The sequence below is a fragment of the Streptomyces sp. NPDC032721 genome (genome assembly GCF_055579625.1).
Window position 1 is genome coordinate 1008672 of the sequence record NZ_JBVIMX010000001.1, and the last position, 17842, is coordinate 1026513.

The window sequence follows — 17842 nt, forward strand, 5'->3', positions numbered from 1 at the left end:
CGGAGCCGGACAGCCCGGCCCGCGCGCCGACGACCGCTGTCGGGGCGTTGATGGCAACACCGCCCTCCCCCACGGGAAGGGCCTGGGCCGAGGAGGCCGCCATGTCCCAGGAAGCCGTGCCAGAACAGGCCGCGTCCGCGAATCCGGTACCGCAGTCCGTACCGGGCCAGCAGGCCACCCCCAAGGGCCTGTTGCAGCAGATGGAGGAACTGATGGCGGCACTGACCGCCGATCTCTCGCAACTCGACGCCGATCTGCAGACCACGGGCGACCGCCCGCCGACGACGGGCAGCCCCACCACGGGCAGCACGACCAGCTCCGAAGGCCACGACGACGGCGACCGGGACCACCGCTCCCACTGACCGGGACAGGGTCATGACGGCCCCGCCGCCGAGTCATGGGCCGCGCCCTGCAGCCTGCTGTGCTCCCACACCGTGAGCCGGCGCAGCAGTCCGCGCACCCGGTCGTTCGACTCGTCGGCGGCGTCGATCGCCTCGATGGTCTGCCAGTAGAAGCCGTCCTCGTCGGTGGCACAGGCCACCCCCACGAGCGCGATGCCCACCTCTCCCAGCAGTACGGCCAGATCCGCCAACGTGGCCCGCGCGTCCGGGACTTCGGTCAGCTGCGCGGCCCGTGGCCCGGGGTCCGGCGGTTGCCCGGCCGGGAATCCCGCCGGCTCCAGCTCGCCGCCCGCCCGCTGGACCGGCCAGTCGACCGCACCGCTCCCCCGCCCGCCCGCCTCGCACAGTCCCTGCGCCTCTCCCCTCAGCTCCGGCGGCCCCTTCATGGCGAGCAGCCCGCCGATCGCCTGGGTCAACGCCTGCGCCTGCCACGCCTCCGACAGGATCTCCCTCGACGCCTGGCTCTGAGCCAGTGCGTGTCTGCTGACCCTGATGAGCCTCACCGCGTCCATCCGCTACCCCCGTTGCCGTCCCGCTCGCTCCACGGCCCGCTCCACATCCCGCACCGCTTCCACTACCCAGAGTGAGGGGAACCGGACTGGAAAGCCAGTGCTATGCGGAAATCTGTGGATACCAAAGGAGTTGTGGATAACGCCATCACTCCGAAGAGTGACGAATCTTGCTCGGCGGGACACGTCGAAGCCGCGCGCGGCGGGCGGGGCGCGACTCCCGGTTCCCCGGTCTCAGGCTCCCGGTTCCCCCGTCTCAGGCCCCCGGTTGACCGGTCTCAGGCCCCCGACGCCGGGAACCGGGACTCGTTGCGCTCGATCTTCGCGGCCAGAGCGGCCAGCGGATCGATCCCGAGCACCTCGCAGAACTGGAGCAGGTACGCCAGCACGTCCGCCACCTCGTCCTCGACCCGGTGCGCGGACTTCGGCTCCTCCATGACCCGGGCCGACTGCTCGGGGGTCAACCACTGGAAGATCTCCACCAGTTCGGACGCCTCGACGCTCAGCGCCGCCGCCAGGTTCTTGGGCGTGTGGTACTGCCCCCAGTCCCGCGCCTCGGCGAACGCGGCGAGCCGGCGCTGCAGCACCGCCACATCGAGCTCCGCGCCCGCCGCACCCCGCACACCCTCGGCGCCCGCCATCCCGCCGCTCACACCGTCACCGCTCGTCCCCACGCCCTGCACGCCCGTCGTCCCCGTCGTCATCGCCGAATCATCCGTCACACCCCCAGGTCTACCACCGCCGCACCCTCCACCCCGGCCACGCACGAGGTGCCCCCCACCGTCCCGACCAGCCGGATGTGACCCCGGGCGCACATCCGCCCGGCCAGTTCCGCGAGGGCCCTCGACTGCCGCCGGTCGAGTCCCCGGTCGAACCCGTCGGCCAGCACCGTCAGCGTCCGGTGCGCGTCGGGCACCCCGATCTCCTGCTCCACGTCCAGCACCCCGGGCCCGGTGAGCAGCACCAGCGCGAGCGCCAGGTACCGCAACTCCCCGTCGCCCAGCCTCCCCACCGGCGTCGCGCCCCGCGCGCCCCGCCCGAGCAGGGCCCGTACCGTACCGTCCGCCAGCGCCTGGGCGGTCAGGCCGTCGACCGGGCCCGCGCAGCCCGCCCGGGCCGCCGCGACCAGCGCCGCGTGCCGGATCGCGCACTCGCCGCCGGTACGCCGCAGCACATCGGCGAGGTTGCCGCAGTCCCGCCTGAGCAGCCCCTCGCCCACCGCCACCGGCGCACGCATGCGGTACGGCCGGGGGTCGCACGCGTAGACCGACCGGAGCGCGACGAGGACCTGTTCGGCGGCGGCCAGCACCCGCAGTTCTCCGTCGGTCCTGCCCGCCACGCGCAGCGGAAGCAGCGCCGTGCCCAGCCGGTCGTCCGGCAGCGGCACCCGCGTCGTCCGCGCGGCACCCGAGGTGAACCAGGCGGCCTGGACGGTGGGCCGGCCCGGGTCACGCAGCGAAGTCGTCAGGAGTTCCTGCCCGTCACAGGTCAAACGTTCGCCGACGACCCTGAGTTCCGGCTGTGCCTGAACGACGAGATCGAGTCGTACGGAGCCGGCCGGGCCGTCCGCCGTACAGCCGATGCGGAATCCGCGCCGGAGCTGTCCGTCGGCCGCCGCACCCTCCGGAACGCAGCCCTCCGGATCCGGGAAGACCTCGCCGAGCGGCTCGCCCGAAGCGAGCCCGGCCAGGGCCTCGTACGCCCGCAGGACCGTCGATTTCCCGCTCCCGCTCGGCCCCGCGAAGAAGGTCAGCGGGCCCAGCACGAACACCGCCCCACGGTGCGCACCGAAAGCGGAGAGCCGCAGTTCGGTGACCGTGGGGCGGTGCGGACGGACAGAAACGGAAGGAGGTGCAAGTGAAGGCAGGGAAGGCGAGGAGGAAGGCGAAGGCACAGTCATGATGCGGACGCTATGCATCCGCGCCGGTGACGAACCGTTACATCTGAGAACCCTCCTACGATCGGGGGATCGCCGCCGCCTCCACGCCCTCGACCTCCATGCCGACCGGTGCCAGGAGGAAGACGTTCCGGTCGACCCGGTGCATCCCGCTGCCGAGGCCGAAGACCACTCCACTGCTGAAGTCCAGGATCCGCTTGGCCACGTCCGGCTCCGCGCTGGTCAGGTCGAGGAGCACCGGAACCTGCGCGATGAGGTACTCGGCGACCTCGCGCGCGTCCGAGAAGATCTGTACCCGCAGGACGATCATCCGCCGCTGCTCCGCCGCTTCGTACTCCTGCGGCATCGTGCGGTGATCGGTCCTGGACGGCCATTCGTTGCGGCTGCGCAGCGGTACGACCTGGGCGAGCCCGTCCCACTGCTCGTCGGTGACGTCATACCTGCTCACCGGACCACCCCACCCACGTGCTGTATCTGCATCCGGCAATTCTGACGCCACTCACCCGTACGGCCTACCAGCGACACGGCGCACAACCGGATGAGCCGCACATTCTCCGCCCGGAGAATGTGCGGCTCTCGCGCCACGAGGCTCACACCACGTGGCTCAGCTCACGCGGCCCGGACCCCGCCGGGGGACCCCGCCGGGCGGGATCGGCCCCGTCGGGCGGGACCTCGCCCGTCGGGACCGTCAGACGCGCTCCCACAGCGCGGGCACGTTCGAGGGCTCCCAGCCCACCTGCGCCTGGTGCCCCTGGAGGCACCGGTAGGTCGCGCCGCCGTACGTCACCTGGGCTCCCGTCGCGTAGACGGTTCCCGCGGCCCAGGTGCCGCCGGGCTCCCCCGGCTCACCCGGGCCGGGGTCGTCCGAGGTGGTCTTGAGGGTCAGCCCGTACCCCTGGATGAGCGGGTTGATGGGCTGATAGAAGGTGGTGCCGCCGGACCTGCAGTTGCCGGAGCCGCCCGAGGTGACGCCCTGGGCCTGGCTGCCGGAGATGAAGGAGCCGCCGGAGTCACCCGGTTCGGCGCAGACCGAGGTGCGGGTCACACCGCTGATGGTGCCCTCGGGGTAGGTGACGCTGGTGTTGTGCTGCTGGATGGTTCCGCAGTGCCAGCCCGTCGTGGATCCCGACCGGCAGACCGAGGCGCCGACGGCAGCCTGGGTCGAGCCCGTGACCTGGACGTTTCCGCTGGCTCCCTTGACGTACGGCGTCGCGGTCCAGTTGGCGTTGGTGGCCACCCAGGCGGTGTCGCGGCCGGGGAAGGTCGAGGCCTGGAAGGAGCCCTGCGCGACCTGGTTGTAGCCGGTGGTGGTGGTTCCCGGGCGGCCGCAGTGGCCTGCGGTGGCGAAGCCCTGCTGGGTTCCCTTGGTGACCGAGAACCCGATGGAGCAGCGGCCGCTGCCGTTCATGTAGTACGCGTCGCCGCCCCGGAGGTCGTACAGCGGACGCGGCTGCTGCGTCGACTTCTCGATGCGTACGAGCGAGGGGTCGACCCCCGCGGCGGCGGCCAGCGCCTTCGCGGCGGCCGGGCGTATCGCCTCCAGGGTCACGGTGTTCGTCGTCACGTCGACGTACCGCACGGGAACGTCCGCGGCCGAGGCACCCGCGACGCCGTCCAGTTTGGCCAGCGCACCTTCCAGTTGCCGCAGGGTGTGCGGTACGACGACGGCGCGCGCGCCCCGTGCCTCGATGGCGGCCGTGTCCGAGGCGTCGGCGGTGGCCACGCTCAGCTTCCCGGAGTCGGCGCCGTGCACCCAGGCACCGGCGAAGTCCCGGCCGAGCGCGTTGCGCAGCCCTCCGGCGACGGCACCCGCGGTGGCCTCGTTCGCCAGCCGTGCCTTCGCCTGCGCCTCGGTGATGCCGAGGTCGCGCCGCATGGCCCGCAACAGTTCGGGAGACGCCTTGGCGACGCCCATGGTCTCGGCCGCGGTGGGGGGCGCGGCCGGGGCAGCGTCCGCGGAAGCGGTACCGGGCATTCCGGCCAGTACCAGCGCGCCGACGGCGGCGAACGCGGCACAGGCGGCCCTGGCATGTCTGTGGAGCATGGGGGGATCTCCTCGATCTCGGGTGGGGTACCGAAACCGTAGAAGCGTCAACTGGCGCCCGGGAGCTGCCAGTTGCCCCCTCGGTTGACGTTATGGCCCTGAACCCGCCACCGCCCCGAGTAGTTGTTGACCATCGTTTTCATATAGTCTCCCGAGGTCGATGAGGGGATGCCGGTGGATGTCGGGGGGACCGCGTGAACGGATCGCAGGGGCAGATGGGCAGAGCGCCCGCATCCACGCAGGCGCCCACGTCCACGTCCCCATCTCCGTCCACGACCACGCCCCCGTCCACGTCCCCGTCCCCGTCCGTCATCGCCGCGGGTGCCCTCTCCGTCCTCGCCGTCTGCGGGCTCGCCTGGGCCGCGGGGGTCGCTGACTGGGTCGCCAGTCCCGCCGTCCGGGCGTGGCAGACGATCTGTGTGGCCGTCACCGTGCAGGCCCTGCCGTTCCTGATACTCGGCACGCTGATATCCGGCGCGGTCAACGCCTTCGTACCGGCCCATGTGTTCGCCAAAGCACTGCCGCGCAATCCCGCGCTCGCGGTGCCGGTGGCGAGTGTGGCGGGGGTCGTGCTGCCGGGCTGTGAGTGTGCGTCCGTGCCGGTGGCGGGGAGTCTGATCAGGCGGGGCGTGACGCCTGCCGCCGCCTTCGCGTTCCTGCTGTCGGCCCCCGCCGTGAATCCGATCGTGCTGGTCTCGACCGCCGTCGCCTTCCCCGGGCAGCCGGGCATGGTGGTCGCGCGGCTCGTCGCCTCGCTCGCCGTGTCCACCGTGATGGGCTGGCTGTGGCTGCGGCTCGGACGCGAGCGGTGGCTGCGGATGCCCGCCCGGCACTCCGGCCACCGGCCGGGGCACAGCCGCTGGGAGGAGTTCCGGCAGGGCTTCCAGCACGACTTCCTGCACGCCGGGGGTTTTCTGGTGGTGGGCGCCATGGCCGCCGCCACCTTCAACGTCGCCGTGCCGCGCACCGTGCTGGAGACCTTCTCGGCGTCGCCCTGGCTGTCGGTGCTGTTCCTGGCCGCGCTCGCGGTGGTGCTGGCCGTCTGTTCTGAGGCCGATGCCTTCGTCGCCGCCTCGCTGACCGGGTTCTCGCCCACCGCGCGGCTGGCGTTCATGGTGGTCGGGCCCATGGTCGACGTAAAACTGATCGCGCTTCAGGCAGGAACGTTCGGCCGGTCCTTCGCCGTCCGGTTCTCGGCGGCCACCGCCGTGGTCGCCGTGGCGTTCAGCGCGCTGACCGGGTGGTGGCTGCTGTGAAGCGCGCCGTACAGCCGCTGCTGCTCTGGCTGCTCGGGATGGGTCTGCTGCGGGTTTCGCTGTTCAGCGACATCGGACTGCGGTACGTGAAGCAGGGGCTGATGCCCTTCCTCGTCGCCACCGGGATCGCCCTGTGCGTGCTGGCGGCGGTGGGCGCCGTGCGCGACGGGCTGATCGGGGGCGGTCGGCAGCGGCACACCGCCGCGGAGTCGTCCCACGGTCACGACCACTCCCGGGGCCCCCGGATCGCCTGGCTCCTGCTGCCGCCCGCGCTCGCGCTGCTTCTCTTCGCGCCGCCGGCCCTGGGCTCGTACACCGCGACCCGGGACAACCCGAAGATCGTCGAGGATTACGAACACTTCAAGCCACTCCCCGCGCACGGCCCGGTCCCGCTCTCGCTGACCGAGTACATCGCGCGCGTGCAGCAGGAACAGGAGCAGAGCCTGAAGGGCCGCACCGTACTCCTGCAAGGGTTCGTCACACCGGACAAGAACAAGGACAAGGGAAAGGGCAAGGCAGGGAAGGCCGGGACCTGGCGCTTGACCCGTCTCCTCGTGAGCTGCTGTGCGGCCGACTCGCAGTCCCTGACGGTGACGATGCACGGGACGAAGGCCCCGCCCGCCGACACCTGGGTCCAGGTCACCGGCACCTGGCACCCGGACGGCACCCTGGGCTCCCTCTCGGCCGCCCTCGCGCTCGACGTCGCCACGGTACGGAACATCCCGGAGCCGCTGAATCCCTACCTCGACAAGGCTCCGGCCGACGAGCCCGACAACCCGCAAACCGTCGAGCCGACCCCCGGCCGGGAACCGCAGGACCCACTGAAACCGCGCTGAAACCGCGCTGAACCGCCCCCGCCGCAAGCTCTGCGGCATGACGAACACACCCCACCGGCTCGCCATCTCGGCGACCGGACTGCGCAAGTCGTACGGCGAGAAGACCGTCCTCGACGGCATCGCCCTCCGCATCCCCACCGGCACGGTCTTCTCCCTGCTCGGCCCGAACGGCGCCGGCAAGACCACCACCGTCCAGATCCTCTCCACCCTCATCACCGCCGACGCGGGCGAGCTCCGGGTCGCCGGGCACGACGTGGCCGCCGAACCCCAGGCGGTACGCGCCGCGATCGGGGTCACCGGACAGTTCTCGGCGGTGGACAGCATGGTCACGGGCGAGGAGAACATGCGGCTCATGGCGGACCTGAACCACCTCCCCCGCCGTGAAGGCAGCCGGATCACCGCCGATCTGCTCGCCCGCTTCGATCTGACGGAGGCGGCGAAGAAGCCCGCGCTCGCCTACTCCGGTGGCATGCGCCGCCGGCTCGACCTCGCGATGACCCTGGTCGGCAGCCCTCGGATCATCTTCCTCGACGAGCCGACCACCGGCCTCGACCCGCGCAACCGCCACCGCACCTGGAGCATCATCGAGGACCTGGTCGCCGGGGGCGTCACCGTCTTCCTCACCACCCAGCACCTGGAGGAGGCCGACCGCCTGGCCGACCGGATCGCGGTACTCCACGGCGGCCGGATCGTCGCCCAGGGCACCCCCGACGAGCTCAAGCGCCGCGTCCTCGGCGGCCACGTACGGCTCCGCTTCACCGCACCGCAGGTGTACGAGCACGCCGCCGCGGCACTCCCCCGGGCCACCGGGGACGCCGACTCGCTCGCGCTGAGCGTGCCCAGCGGCGGCAGCCAGCGCGAACTGCGCGAGCTGCTCGACCGGCTCCACGAGTCGGGCGTCGAGGCCGACGAACTGACCGTGCACACCCCGGACCTGGACGACGTGTTCTTCGCCCTGACCGGCGACGCGGGCACGGACACCACCACTCCAAGCACTTCAAGCAACCTGAGCACGCCCGTATCCGCCGTCGAGGAGAACGCCCGATGAGCCCCCTGTCCCTCACCCTGCGCGACTCCTCCACCATGCTGCGCCGCAACCTGCTGCACGCGCTGCGCTACCCCTCCCTCACCCTCAACGTCCTCCTGACGCCGATCGTCCTGCTGCTGCTCTTCGTGTACGTGCTGGGTGACGTGATGAGCGTCGGCATCGCGGGCAGCGGTGCGGACCGCGCCGACTACATTGCGTACCTCGTCCCCGGCATCCTGCTGATGGCCCTCGGCGGGACCGCCGTCGGCACCGCGGTCTCGGTCAGCGTCGACACGAGCCTGGGCATCTTCACCCGCTTCCGCACCATGGCGATCTCCCGCCCCGCCATCCTCATCGGCCATGTCGTCGGCAGCGTGCTGAAGACGCTGATGGCCCTGGTGGCGGTCCTGTGCCTGGGGCTGGCGATCGGGTTCCGGCCGAACGCGACCGTGCTGGAGTGGTTCGCGGCCCTCGGTCTGCTGACGCTGATGAGTCTGGCGCTGACCTGGACGGCCGTCGGTGTCGGTCTGGCCAGCCCGACGCCCGAGGGGGCGGGCAACAACGGGACGCCGCTGATGATGCTGCCGTTCCTGTCCAGTGCGTTCGTACCGGTGGACTCCATGCCGGACTGGTTCCGCTGGTTCGCCGAGTACCAGCCCTTCTCCCCCGCCATCGAGACCCTGCGCGGGCTGCTGCTGGGCAGCGGGATCGGGAACCAGGGGTGGCTTGCCTTCGGCTGGTGCCTGGTCCTGACGACGCTCGGCTATCTGTGGTCGAAGTCCCTGTTCGACCGGGAGCCGAAGGGCTGACCTTCACGCGCGACCAGGAGCGCTCAGCTCCCGCAGCGCCGCCGCCCGCAACTCCTCGCTCCCCAGGGCGGCGTACTCCGACACCGCGTCGGCGTACGCCGCCCCGTCGGCGCCCTCGACCGCCCGCCGGGCCCGGGCGGCGGACAGTGCGGGGAACTCCCGCAGCACCCGCATCCGTTCCGCCAGCGCCACCATCCGTACCGCCGAGGCATCCCCCGCACCGAGCCGGGCCAGCCCGAGCGCCAACAGCACGGTGCCGCACACAGGCAGCATCACGGGGGCGAACTCACCGGGCCCCTCGCCCAGCAACTTCCGCAGGCTGTACGTCAGTTGTGCGGCCAGTGGACCGGTCTCCGCGAGGCGGCGGTGCTGTGCGTGCACGGCCAGCGCCGCCGCCCGCACGTTCAGCGACCACGGGTCCACGGACTCCTCCGCGGACTCCGGCGGGCGCCCCTCCGTCATCCGTTCCACGGCCTGCCGCCACAGACCGAGCCCCTCCTCGGTACGGCCACGGGCCAGCGCGATCTCCGCCCGCGCCGCCAGGTCGGGGGTGAAGAAGATCTCCCCCGCCTCCTCCGGCTGCCGGTCCCTGGCCGCCAACTCCAGCCAGTACTCGGCCTCTTCGACGTCCCCGCGCTGTACGCACGCGAGCACCAGCGCCCACCGCACCCCGAAGGCGTCCGCGGAGTCCTCGAACCGCTCCAGCGTGCGGAGCGCGGCACGCAGGTGGTGGTACGCCTCGGCGCCGCGTTCGGTCTGGAGGCACAGCTCGCTGATCCGGCCGTGGCACAGCATCTGTGCGGCCGGGTTGCGCAGGGACCCGAGCGCGTCGAGCATCCGGCGGGCGGAGTCCAGGGCCCGTTCCACGTCGTTCTCGTACTCCCACACGTATCCGGCGACGCACTCGGCGAGGCCCGCCACCAGCGGCTCGCCGGACGCGCACAGCTCGCGCAGCCGCGAGTAGTCCGGCGGACGCACCTCGGGAGTGGCCGCCAGTACGGTGGCCAGGGCGCGCGGGAAGGTGTCCGGCGCGGCAGCCGGGAGGCGGCGCAGCGTGACCAACTGACGTACGGCGCCGGGGCCGTGGCTCATGAAGAGCCCCGCAGCGCACAGCGCGGCCGCGCTCCGAGCCACCTCCACGCTCTCGGCATTCTCGGCAGAATCAGCCTCCCCGGCACCCGGCCGGAAGTGCGACAGCGGCCCGCCCGTCTCCTCCGCGAGGGCGGCGAGCCGGGTGTGGTGGGAGTTGGTGACCCAGAGCGCGGCGAGTACGGCCGTGACGGCGGCGGTGGTCGGCCCGTCGCCCCGTACGAGCGCGTACCTCAGGGCCCGTACGAGATTGTCCTGCTCGGCCCGGATCCGCACCGACGAGGCCAACGGGTCGTCCCTGAACAGCACTTCGTGATACCGGTGACCGAACTCCCGTGCCCAGCGAAGGAATCCGTCCACCACCGCCTCCTCCTCGCCCACCTCCGCCCGCCGCGCCGCACTGAACTCCCGTACGGTCTCCAGCATGTGGAACCGCACCCCACCGGCCCCTTCCCCCACCTTCACCAGGGACTGACCGGCCAACTGCTCCAACAGCGGGAGCACATCACCACTCCTCCGGCCGCCGTGCCCGAGCAGCCGCCCCGCAGCTTCCTCGGTGAACCCGCCGGGGAACACGGACAGCGCACGCAACGCCTCCCGCCCGCCGGAGTCCACCAGGTTCCAGCTCCACTCCACGACGGCGTGCAGGGTCCGGTGCCGCTCCGGGGCATCGAGCGCCCCGCCCCGCAGCAGCGCGAACCGGTCCCGCAGCCGCTGCCCGATCTCCCCCACGGACAGCACCCGCACCCGGGCGGCGGCCAGCTCGACGGCCAGCGGCAGTCCGTCCAACTGCGCGCACAGCGCAGCCACTTCCCCTGCGGGCAGCAGCACCCCCGGCCGGACCGCCCTGGCCCGCTGCCCGAACAGCTCCACGCACGCGTCGAGCCCCAACTCCGGCAGTGCGTACACCACTTCGGAGGTCAACCCCAGGGGCGCCCGGCTGGTGGCCAGCACCCGCAACTCCTCGGACCGCGCCACCAGTGCGTGCACGAGTCCGGCGACACCGGCCACGACCTGCTCACAGTTGTCCAGCACCAGCAGTACGGGACCGGCCCCGAGCTCCCCCACCACCGCATCGACGAGATCGCCGCCCCCGCCGCCCCCGGCGAAGTGCCTGCCCCCGCCGACGCCGACGGCCGACGCCACCTCCCCCACCACGTCCGCGTCCTCGCGCACACCAGCGAGCGCCACCACGTGCACCACCCGCTGCGCGGCGTCCCGGCCGACGGCGTGGGCCAGGCGGGTCTTGCCGAGCCCACCGGCCCCGACGACGCTCACGACCCGCCCCTCGCGCAGCAGCCCGCTCACGGCGGCGACATCGGCGCTCCTGCCGACCAGCGGATTGGGCTCGTGCGGCACCCGGTGCCGGACCACCGGCACATCGGACCTCAGCAACTCCTCGTACGTGCGCCGAAGTTCGTCACCGGGGCCGACGCCGAGCTCGTCCCGCACACCCTGCCGGTAGCCCTCGAAGCGCCGCAACGCGGCGGCCGGGCCCACCGCCGCGGCCTCGCACCGCAGCAGCTCCGTCAGTACTTCCTCGTCCCGGGGCGACTCGGCAGCCAGCTCCGTCAGCGGCTCCAGCGCCTCCCCGGGCCGCCCCGTCCGAGCCAGCGCGAGCGCCCGCACGCGCACCAGGGCCCGCCGGCTCCCCACCCGGGCCGCCCGCAGCGCCAGCACGGGTTCGTACCGCTCGTCACCCTCCCCGGCACCGACCTCCCCGTCCCAGATCCCCAGCCCCGCCTCGGCCTCCGCGAGCGCGGCCCGGTGGTCACCTCGCCGGGCCAGTTCCGTGCCCGCCGCCGCCCGCAGCAGCAGTGCGGAGGAGTCGACCTGTTCCTCCTCAAGTCCCAGCCGGTACCCGGTCGGTGTACTCCTCACCAGCTCGGCCCCGTACAAGGAACGCACCCGCGAAACCAGCACCTGGACCGACTTGCCCGGCCGCTCCGGCCGCTCCTGCGGCCACAGCCCCTCCACCAGTCGCCCGACACCGCATCCGCCGCGCATGTCCCCGGCGAGCAGGGCCAGCAGCCCGCGCAGCCGGGGCGCGGTGATTTCCCGTCCGCGAAAGGCGGCACCGGACAGCAGGGTCAACTCGAAGGTCACCCCCGCACCCTAGGGCGTGTCTTTCGGACCAGGCCTGGGTCGCAGGGCTGTGCACCCAAGCCGACCTGATCCGAAAGACACGCCCTAGCCAGCACCGAGGACGACGGCGCGGTGACCGATTCGCCTCCGTCGGCAGCCCAAAAACGTGACAGCGATGGCCGGTTCGCCCCTGCCCGCGGCCCAGGAGCGTGACACCCGGCGGGTACCTCTCTACAGTGACCTTCCCCCCGTTCCACGGGTGTGGAGACATCCTCGACACCGGCCGCCCCGTGACAGTCCGTCCGGCAGTGCGGTGGGCGGGGTACGAGGTGGTCAGCAGCCTGGGGGAGCAATGATCATCACTGAGCAGTCGCGTGCCGCGGCGGCCGACATCGTCCGGAGCGACCCGGCACTTCTCGGCCAGGACGCCGACAGTTCGCGCCCCGGCAGCGACCCCCATGCCGAACGGCACACCACGGTGCTGTCCGCCGAGGCGAAGGCCGCCGCGGTCCGGATCCCGCCGCCGGACACATGGGACAACAACCTGCCCGCCCGCTCCCGGCAGCCCTTCGTAGGTCGCGCCGAGGCCCTCGCCCGGCTGGCGGCCTCGCTGGCCGGTGGCGGCGGGGTCATCACACAGCGGTCGGCGGCCACGGTGAGCGGGCTCGGCGGCATCGGCAAGACGGCGCTGGCACTGCACTACGCGTACGACCGCCGCGAGGACTACGCCCTCGTCTGGTGGATCAACTCCGAGAGCGAGGCGCAGATCGCCTCCGGCCTGGCCGATCTCACACTCCTGCTGTACCCGGAGTGGGCGGGCCCGGCCACCCCGATGGAGCGCACCGAGTGGGCGCTGGCCTGGCTGGAGGCGCACCCCGGCTGGTTGCTCGTCTACGACAACGTGGAGCGGCCCGAGCACCTCACCCCGTTCCTCGGCCGACTGCTGTCCAGGGGGCACCAGTTGGTCACCAGCCGGTGCCGTACGGGGTGGCCCGAGGGCGCCGAGCTGATCAGCCTCGACGTGCTCAGCCACGAGGCCGCAGTGGACCTGCTGTGCGCACCGGGCACGGGGCAGGGCGGCTTTGACCCGGCGCACTCCCCCGCCGACCGCGAACAGGCGGAACTGCTCGCGGACGACCTGGGCTACCTGCCGCTGGCCCTGGCCCAGGCGCGCGCCTATCTGCGGGAGACCAGGACCGGGTTCGCCGCCTACCGGACGAAGCTGACCGACAAGGTGAAGGCCGGTTTCGGCGGGGACAGCGCGGCGGCCCGGGCCGTCGCCAGGATCTGCCGCACCAGCCTGGAGGCGATCAGGACCAGGCACCCCTCGGCCGTCACCATGCTCCACAGCCTCGCCTGGTACGCCCCTGAGGCACTGCCGCTCGACGTGCTCCGCCACCTCAATGGCAGGGCCGAGGAGAGCGAAGCGGCTCTGGAGGCGCTGCGCAGCTACCACTTGGTCTCCCTCGGCCCCGACGGCATCGCCCTGCACCGGCTGCTCCAGCGGACGCTGCGCGAGGCCGCGGCGACGCAGGTGCCGGACGCCCGGGGGCGCGCGGAGCGGGCGCTCGCCGCCGCCGTCGGCGCGGCCCCCGACGGCGTACGCCCGTATCTGACGCACATTCAGGCGATGGCGGACACCGGCACCGCGCAGGACGCCGAGCCGGACTCCGCCCTGGTGGCCATGTACCGGCAGGGCGCCGAGGAACTGGTCGCCCGCGAACAGCACGTGCTGGCCATCCCGCTGATGGAGCGGGTCGTCGACTGCGCCACCCTGCTGCTGGGGCTCGACGACGAGAGCACCCTGGGCCACCGCGACCGGCTCGCCGAACTCCACGCCAAGGCCGGGGACCCGGCCACCGCCATTGTGCTGTGCAAGGACCTCTTCCTCGACCGCAGCACGGTCTCCGGGCCCGAGGCGCCCGAGACGCTGGCCAGCCGCGAACGGCTCGCGTACGCCTACCGCAAGGCGGGCGAGGTGATGCGCGCGGTCACCGAACTGGAGAAGGTCGTCACCATCCGGCGGCGCGTCCAGGTCAGGGACCACGAGGACACCCTGCGCAGCCGCAACGACCTGGCGTACGCCCTGCAGACGGCGGGCCGCCACGTCGACGCGGTCCGGGAGTTCGAGGCGGTCGTCGCGGACCGTGCCCGGGTGCTGGGCCCCCAGCACAAGGACACCCTCTCCAGCCGCACCAACCTGGCCTACGCCTACCGCTGGGCCGGTGACCACACCACGGCCCTGCGCCTGTACGAGCAGGCGGTGGAGGTCCGCGGTTCCCTGCTGGGCCCCGAGCACCCCGACACGCTCACCGCCCGGGGCTGGCTCGCCTCCGCCCACCTCGCGGCGGGCGATCCGCGCAGCGCGGTCGGGATCTACACGGAGGTGGCCGGGGCCAGGGCCCGGGTGCAGGGCGCCGATCACCCGGACACCCTGCGCAGCAGGCAGGACCTCGCGTACGCGGTGATCGACGCCGATGGCCCTGACATGGCGCTGCCCTCCTTCGAGTCGCTCGCCAAGGACAGTGCGCGGGCCCAGGGCCCGGACCATCCCTCGACGCTGGACTACCGGGACGACATCGCCGGGGTGCACCGGATGCGGGGCGACCACCCCCGCTCGGTCGACTGCTACGAGAAGGTGGCCGCCGCCTACCGGCGGGTGCGGGGCAAGTTCCACCAGGACACGCTGCACTCGCGGGCGGCCCTGGCGTACGCCCTGCAACTGTCCGGTGACCTCGGCCGGGCGCGCGAGGAACGCAGGAGCCTGGTGACCGACCGGACCCGGGCGCAGGGCCGGGAGCACCCGGCGACCCTGAACGCCCGCGCGGGCCTGGCGAACACCCTGCGCGCCTCCTCGGAGTTCCGGGCCGCCATCGACCTCTACACCGAAGTCCTGGCCGACCGGGTCGAGTTGCTCGGCCCCGAGCATCCGCACGTGCTGGGCACCCGCGAAGTCCTCGCGTTCACCCGCCAGGACGCGGGCCAGCACGCGCGGGCGGTCCGGGAGCTGACCGAACTCGTCTCCGACATGGAGGAGTTCCTCCGCACCGACCACCCCCGCATCCTGTCCGTCCGCCGCTCGCTGGCGTGGCTGTTCGCCGCGGAGAAGCGCCATGCGGACGCCCTTCGCGCGTACGGGGAACTGGTCGAGGTCCACGCGCGCGTGCACGGTCCCGACCACCCGAGGACCCTGCACGTCCGCGAGTCGCTCGGGGTGGCGCTCCAGGCGGCCGCCCAGTACGACCGGTCGCTCGGCCTGCTGGAATCCCTCGTCGCCGACCGCGCCCGGGTCCAGGGCCCCCGGCACCCCTCCACCCTCCACACCCGCTTCCTGCGCGCCTGGGTACTGCGGTCGGCGGGCCGGTACGAGCAGGCAATCGAGGAGTACGAGCAGCTGATCGACGTACGGACCCGGCTGCTCGGCGCCGAGGCCCCCGACACCCTCGACGCCCGCAACGGCCTGGCGCTCGCCTTCCTGGGCGCGGACGAACACGACAGGGCCGTCGCGGAGTTCTCCCGGCTGCTTCAGCTGCGCCGCCGGCTGCTCGGGAACACGGCACCGCCCACCCTGCTCGTACAGGAGAACCTGGCGGACACGCATTCCGACGCGCAGAACCACCGGCGGGCCATCGAGCTGTACGAGGAGACGGCCGCGGCCTGGGCCCGGATCTGGGGACCGACCCACCGGCGCACCCTGCGGACCCGGCTGGAGCTGGGGCGGGTCCAGCGGGCGGCCGGACTGCACGCGGAGTCCCTGGCCACCCTGACATCCCTCCTGGAGACGCAGTCCGCGCACGACGGCGCGGACCATCCGGAGGTGCTCGACGTCCGGCTCAGCATCGTCGCGGGCCGCACCGCCGCGGGCGACCTCGTGCTCGCGGAGGAGTCGGCCGAGCGGCTGGTGGAGGATTTCGTGCGGGTCCGCGGCCAGGACCACCCGGACACGCTGAACGCGCGCTCCTGGCTGCTCTACGTGTGGGTGTGCTCCGGCCGGACCGGCCGCGCGATCGCCGGGCTACGGTCGCTGCACGAGGACCACGTCAGGCTCCAGGGCGGCGCACACGTGGCCACGCTGGACAACCGGTCCATGCTCGTGTCCGCCCTCAAGGAGGCGGAGGACTACGAACAGGCCCTCAACTCGGCCGGGGAACTGGTGGCGGACCGGACCCGTGCCCTGGGTTTACGTCATCCCGGCACGCTGGTCGAACGCGCCGCGCACGCCCGGACGCGGGAACTCGCCGGTGACCGTGCGGGAGCCCTGCGCGAACTCCTCGGTCTGCTGGCCGAACAGGAACAGCGCCTGGGAGCGGACCACACCGACACCCTTGAGGTGCGCGACGACGTCGTCTGGGCCCTGCTGGGGGAATCCACGGCCCGGCAGGCGGTGCACGCGGCGGAGCGTTCGGTGGCCGACCACACCCGGGTCCTCGGCCCGGACCACCCGCGTACGCTCCGCGCCCGTGACCGGCTGGCCACCGCCTGCGCGTACCTCGGCGACCTCGAACGGACGCTGCGGCTCCTGGAAGAGCTCGTCGCGGACACCGGCCGCGTCCTGGGAGCGGACCACCACTCGACGCTGGTGGCGCGCCGGGACCGGGCGCAGGCGCTGCTCCGGGCGGGCCGGCGGCGGCACTCCGTCGAGGAGTTCATCGCTCTGGTCGCCGACAGCGACCGGGTCAGGGGCCCGGACCACATCTGGTCGCTGACCTGCCGGGCGGGCCTGGCGTCCGCCGTCCGGGAGACCGGCGACCTGCCGTCGGCGACTTCCGTACTGGAGGAGCTGCTCAAGCGGTGCGAGTCGGTGCTGCCGGACGAACACCCGTGGACGGTCGAGGTCCGGAGCCACCTGGCGTGGGTCCTCGCCGATTCGGGGGCGACGGCACGCGCCGTGCCGCTGGCCCGGCGGACGGTGGCGGACGCCGTACGCCTCTTCGGCGCGGACCACCGCCGTACCTGGGACCCGAGGGCGGTGCTGGGCCACGTCCTCGTCCGGTCGGGCGAACCCGACGAGGCGCGCGCGGTGCTCGAAGAGCTGCTCGTCGCCGTGCACCGGCTGCGGACCGGCCCCGACTGGCCGACGGACATCGAGGGTCTCGTACGGATCCACCGGCGGGCGGCCGTACTGGACTCGCCGCTGGGCCACGGGTCCGAGGACCTCGCTCCGGAGTCCCTGGCCGATGCGGCGGACGCCGTCCAGCTGGGGCGCCGGGTCGAGTTCTTCGCGTACCGCTTCGGTGAGCGGCTGCCCAGTGTGCCCGTCGCGCTCGCCCGTACGCTCGCCTGCTCCGGGCGCCCCTCGGACGCCGTCCTGCTGCTGCGGGCGGTGCACGCGGCGCGGTCGCGGGTGCTGGGTGCCGACCACCCCGACACCCTGGAGAGCCACGTCGCGCTCGTTCTCACCCGGCTGGAGTCCGACGGGCCCGCCCGCCCCGAGTGGCAGAGCGACCTGCTGAGCCGCTGGGAACGGGCGTACGGCCCGGACCACCCGGCGACCGGGGAACTGCGCCGGCGGCTGCGCACCGCACGGCCGGCCTGGCGGCCGAGGCTGACGCTCCTGGACGACCGGGCCGCAGTCGTCGGCCGGACGTCTTCCGTCGAGGTGCGGCTGGAGCGGCAGGACGACGTCCCGCCCGTCGGGCTGGCCCTCGTCCAGGTGGTACCGGAGTGCCGCAGCGACGCGACGGTCTCCCCGGCCGCGGCGAGCCACACCCCGGGCGGACCGGGCGCCGTCTTCTCCTTCACCCCTCGGGAACCCGGGGCGCACAAGCTCCGTTTCACCCTTTACGACCACGCGTCCGGGCTGCCCCTTCAGGACCTGGAGACGTCCGTGCAGGTGTCGGACCCCACCGGGCCCGACGATGTGCAGGAGCAGGGGAGCGGCTGACTCAG

Annotated in this window: 12 protein-coding genes; 6 read left to right on the forward strand and 6 right to left on the reverse strand. The window is 72.9% G+C overall.

The genetic code is table 11. From position 1 onward, the window contains the following. Positions 1 to 101: 101 nt before the first annotated feature. The gene (locus tag ACZ5PB_RS04255) at positions 102 to 362 is read left to right on the forward strand and encodes a hypothetical protein (protein WP_468687619.1); all 261 of its coding nucleotides are present in this window, start codon (positions 102 to 104) and stop codon (positions 360 to 362) included. Between the two features lie 11 nt (positions 363 to 373). On the opposite strand, the gene ACZ5PB_RS04260 is transcribed toward ACZ5PB_RS04255, so the two are convergent. From ACZ5PB_RS04260 to ACZ5PB_RS04280, 5 genes are all read right to left on the reverse strand, one after another. Then, entirely contained in the window at positions 374 to 913 is a 540-nt protein-coding gene (locus ACZ5PB_RS04260; protein WP_468687621.1) for a DUF6099 family protein, read from the reverse strand. Between the two features lie 275 nt (positions 914 to 1188). Further along, positions 1189 to 1551 (reverse strand): nucleotide pyrophosphohydrolase, encoded by a 363-nt coding sequence (locus ACZ5PB_RS04265; RefSeq protein WP_468688276.1) that lies wholly within the window; start codon positions 1549 to 1551, stop codon positions 1189 to 1191. A 77-nt stretch (positions 1552 to 1628) separates the two neighbouring features. After that, positions 1629 to 2810 carry an AAA family ATPase gene (locus ACZ5PB_RS04270; protein ID WP_468687623.1) on the reverse strand — a complete coding sequence of 394 codons (1182 nt, stop codon included), beginning with the start codon at positions 2808 to 2810 and terminating at the stop codon, positions 1629 to 1631. A gap of 55 nt (positions 2811 to 2865) precedes the next feature. Next, entirely contained in the window at positions 2866 to 3255 is a 390-nt protein-coding gene (locus tag ACZ5PB_RS04275; protein ID WP_468687624.1) for a cell division protein SepF, read from the reverse strand. 240 nt (positions 3256 to 3495) lie between these two features. Continuing rightward, positions 3496 to 4851 carry a carbohydrate-binding protein gene (locus ACZ5PB_RS04280; protein WP_468687625.1) on the reverse strand — a complete coding sequence of 452 codons (1356 nt, stop codon included), beginning with the start codon at positions 4849 to 4851 and terminating at the stop codon, positions 3496 to 3498. 194 nt (positions 4852 to 5045) lie between these two features. Here ACZ5PB_RS04280 and ACZ5PB_RS04285 point away from each other — a divergent pair, with 194 nt between their 5' ends. The 4 genes from ACZ5PB_RS04285 to ACZ5PB_RS04300 are packed head-to-tail and all read left to right on the forward strand — an operon-like array spanning position 5046 to position 8779. Then, positions 5046 to 6107, forward strand: coding sequence for a permease (locus ACZ5PB_RS04285; RefSeq protein ID WP_468687626.1), 1062 nt, complete (start codon positions 5046 to 5048; stop codon positions 6105 to 6107). Continuing rightward, entirely contained in the window at positions 6104 to 6943 is an 840-nt protein-coding gene (locus tag ACZ5PB_RS04290) for a TIGR03943 family putative permease subunit (RefSeq protein ID WP_468687627.1), read from the forward strand. Before ACZ5PB_RS04285 ends, ACZ5PB_RS04290 begins: the two co-directional genes overlap by 4 nt. Positions 6944 to 6980: 37 nt before the next feature. Then, the gene (locus ACZ5PB_RS04295) at positions 6981 to 7991 is read left to right on the forward strand and encodes an ATP-binding cassette domain-containing protein (RefSeq protein WP_468687629.1); all 1011 of its coding nucleotides are present in this window, start codon (positions 6981 to 6983) and stop codon (positions 7989 to 7991) included. Beyond that, the gene (locus ACZ5PB_RS04300; protein ID WP_468687630.1) at positions 7988 to 8779 is read left to right on the forward strand and encodes an ABC transporter permease; all 792 of its coding nucleotides are present in this window, start codon (positions 7988 to 7990) and stop codon (positions 8777 to 8779) included. Before ACZ5PB_RS04295 ends, ACZ5PB_RS04300 begins: the two co-directional genes overlap by 4 nt. Before the next feature lie 3 nt (positions 8780 to 8782). Here ACZ5PB_RS04300 and ACZ5PB_RS04305 read toward each other — a convergent pair whose 3' ends face one another. Continuing rightward, entirely contained in the window at positions 8783 to 11974 is a 3192-nt protein-coding gene (locus ACZ5PB_RS04305) for an ATP-binding protein (protein WP_468687631.1), read from the reverse strand. Positions 11975 to 12305: 331 nt separating this feature from the next. Between ACZ5PB_RS04305 and fxsT the strand changes: the two genes are divergently transcribed. Further along, on the forward strand, positions 12306 to 17837 hold the full coding sequence (fxsT, locus tag ACZ5PB_RS04310; RefSeq protein ID WP_468687633.1) for an FxSxx-COOH system tetratricopeptide repeat protein: 5532 nt from the start codon (positions 12306 to 12308) through the stop codon (positions 17835 to 17837). Positions 17838 to 17842: the final 5 nt, after the last annotated feature.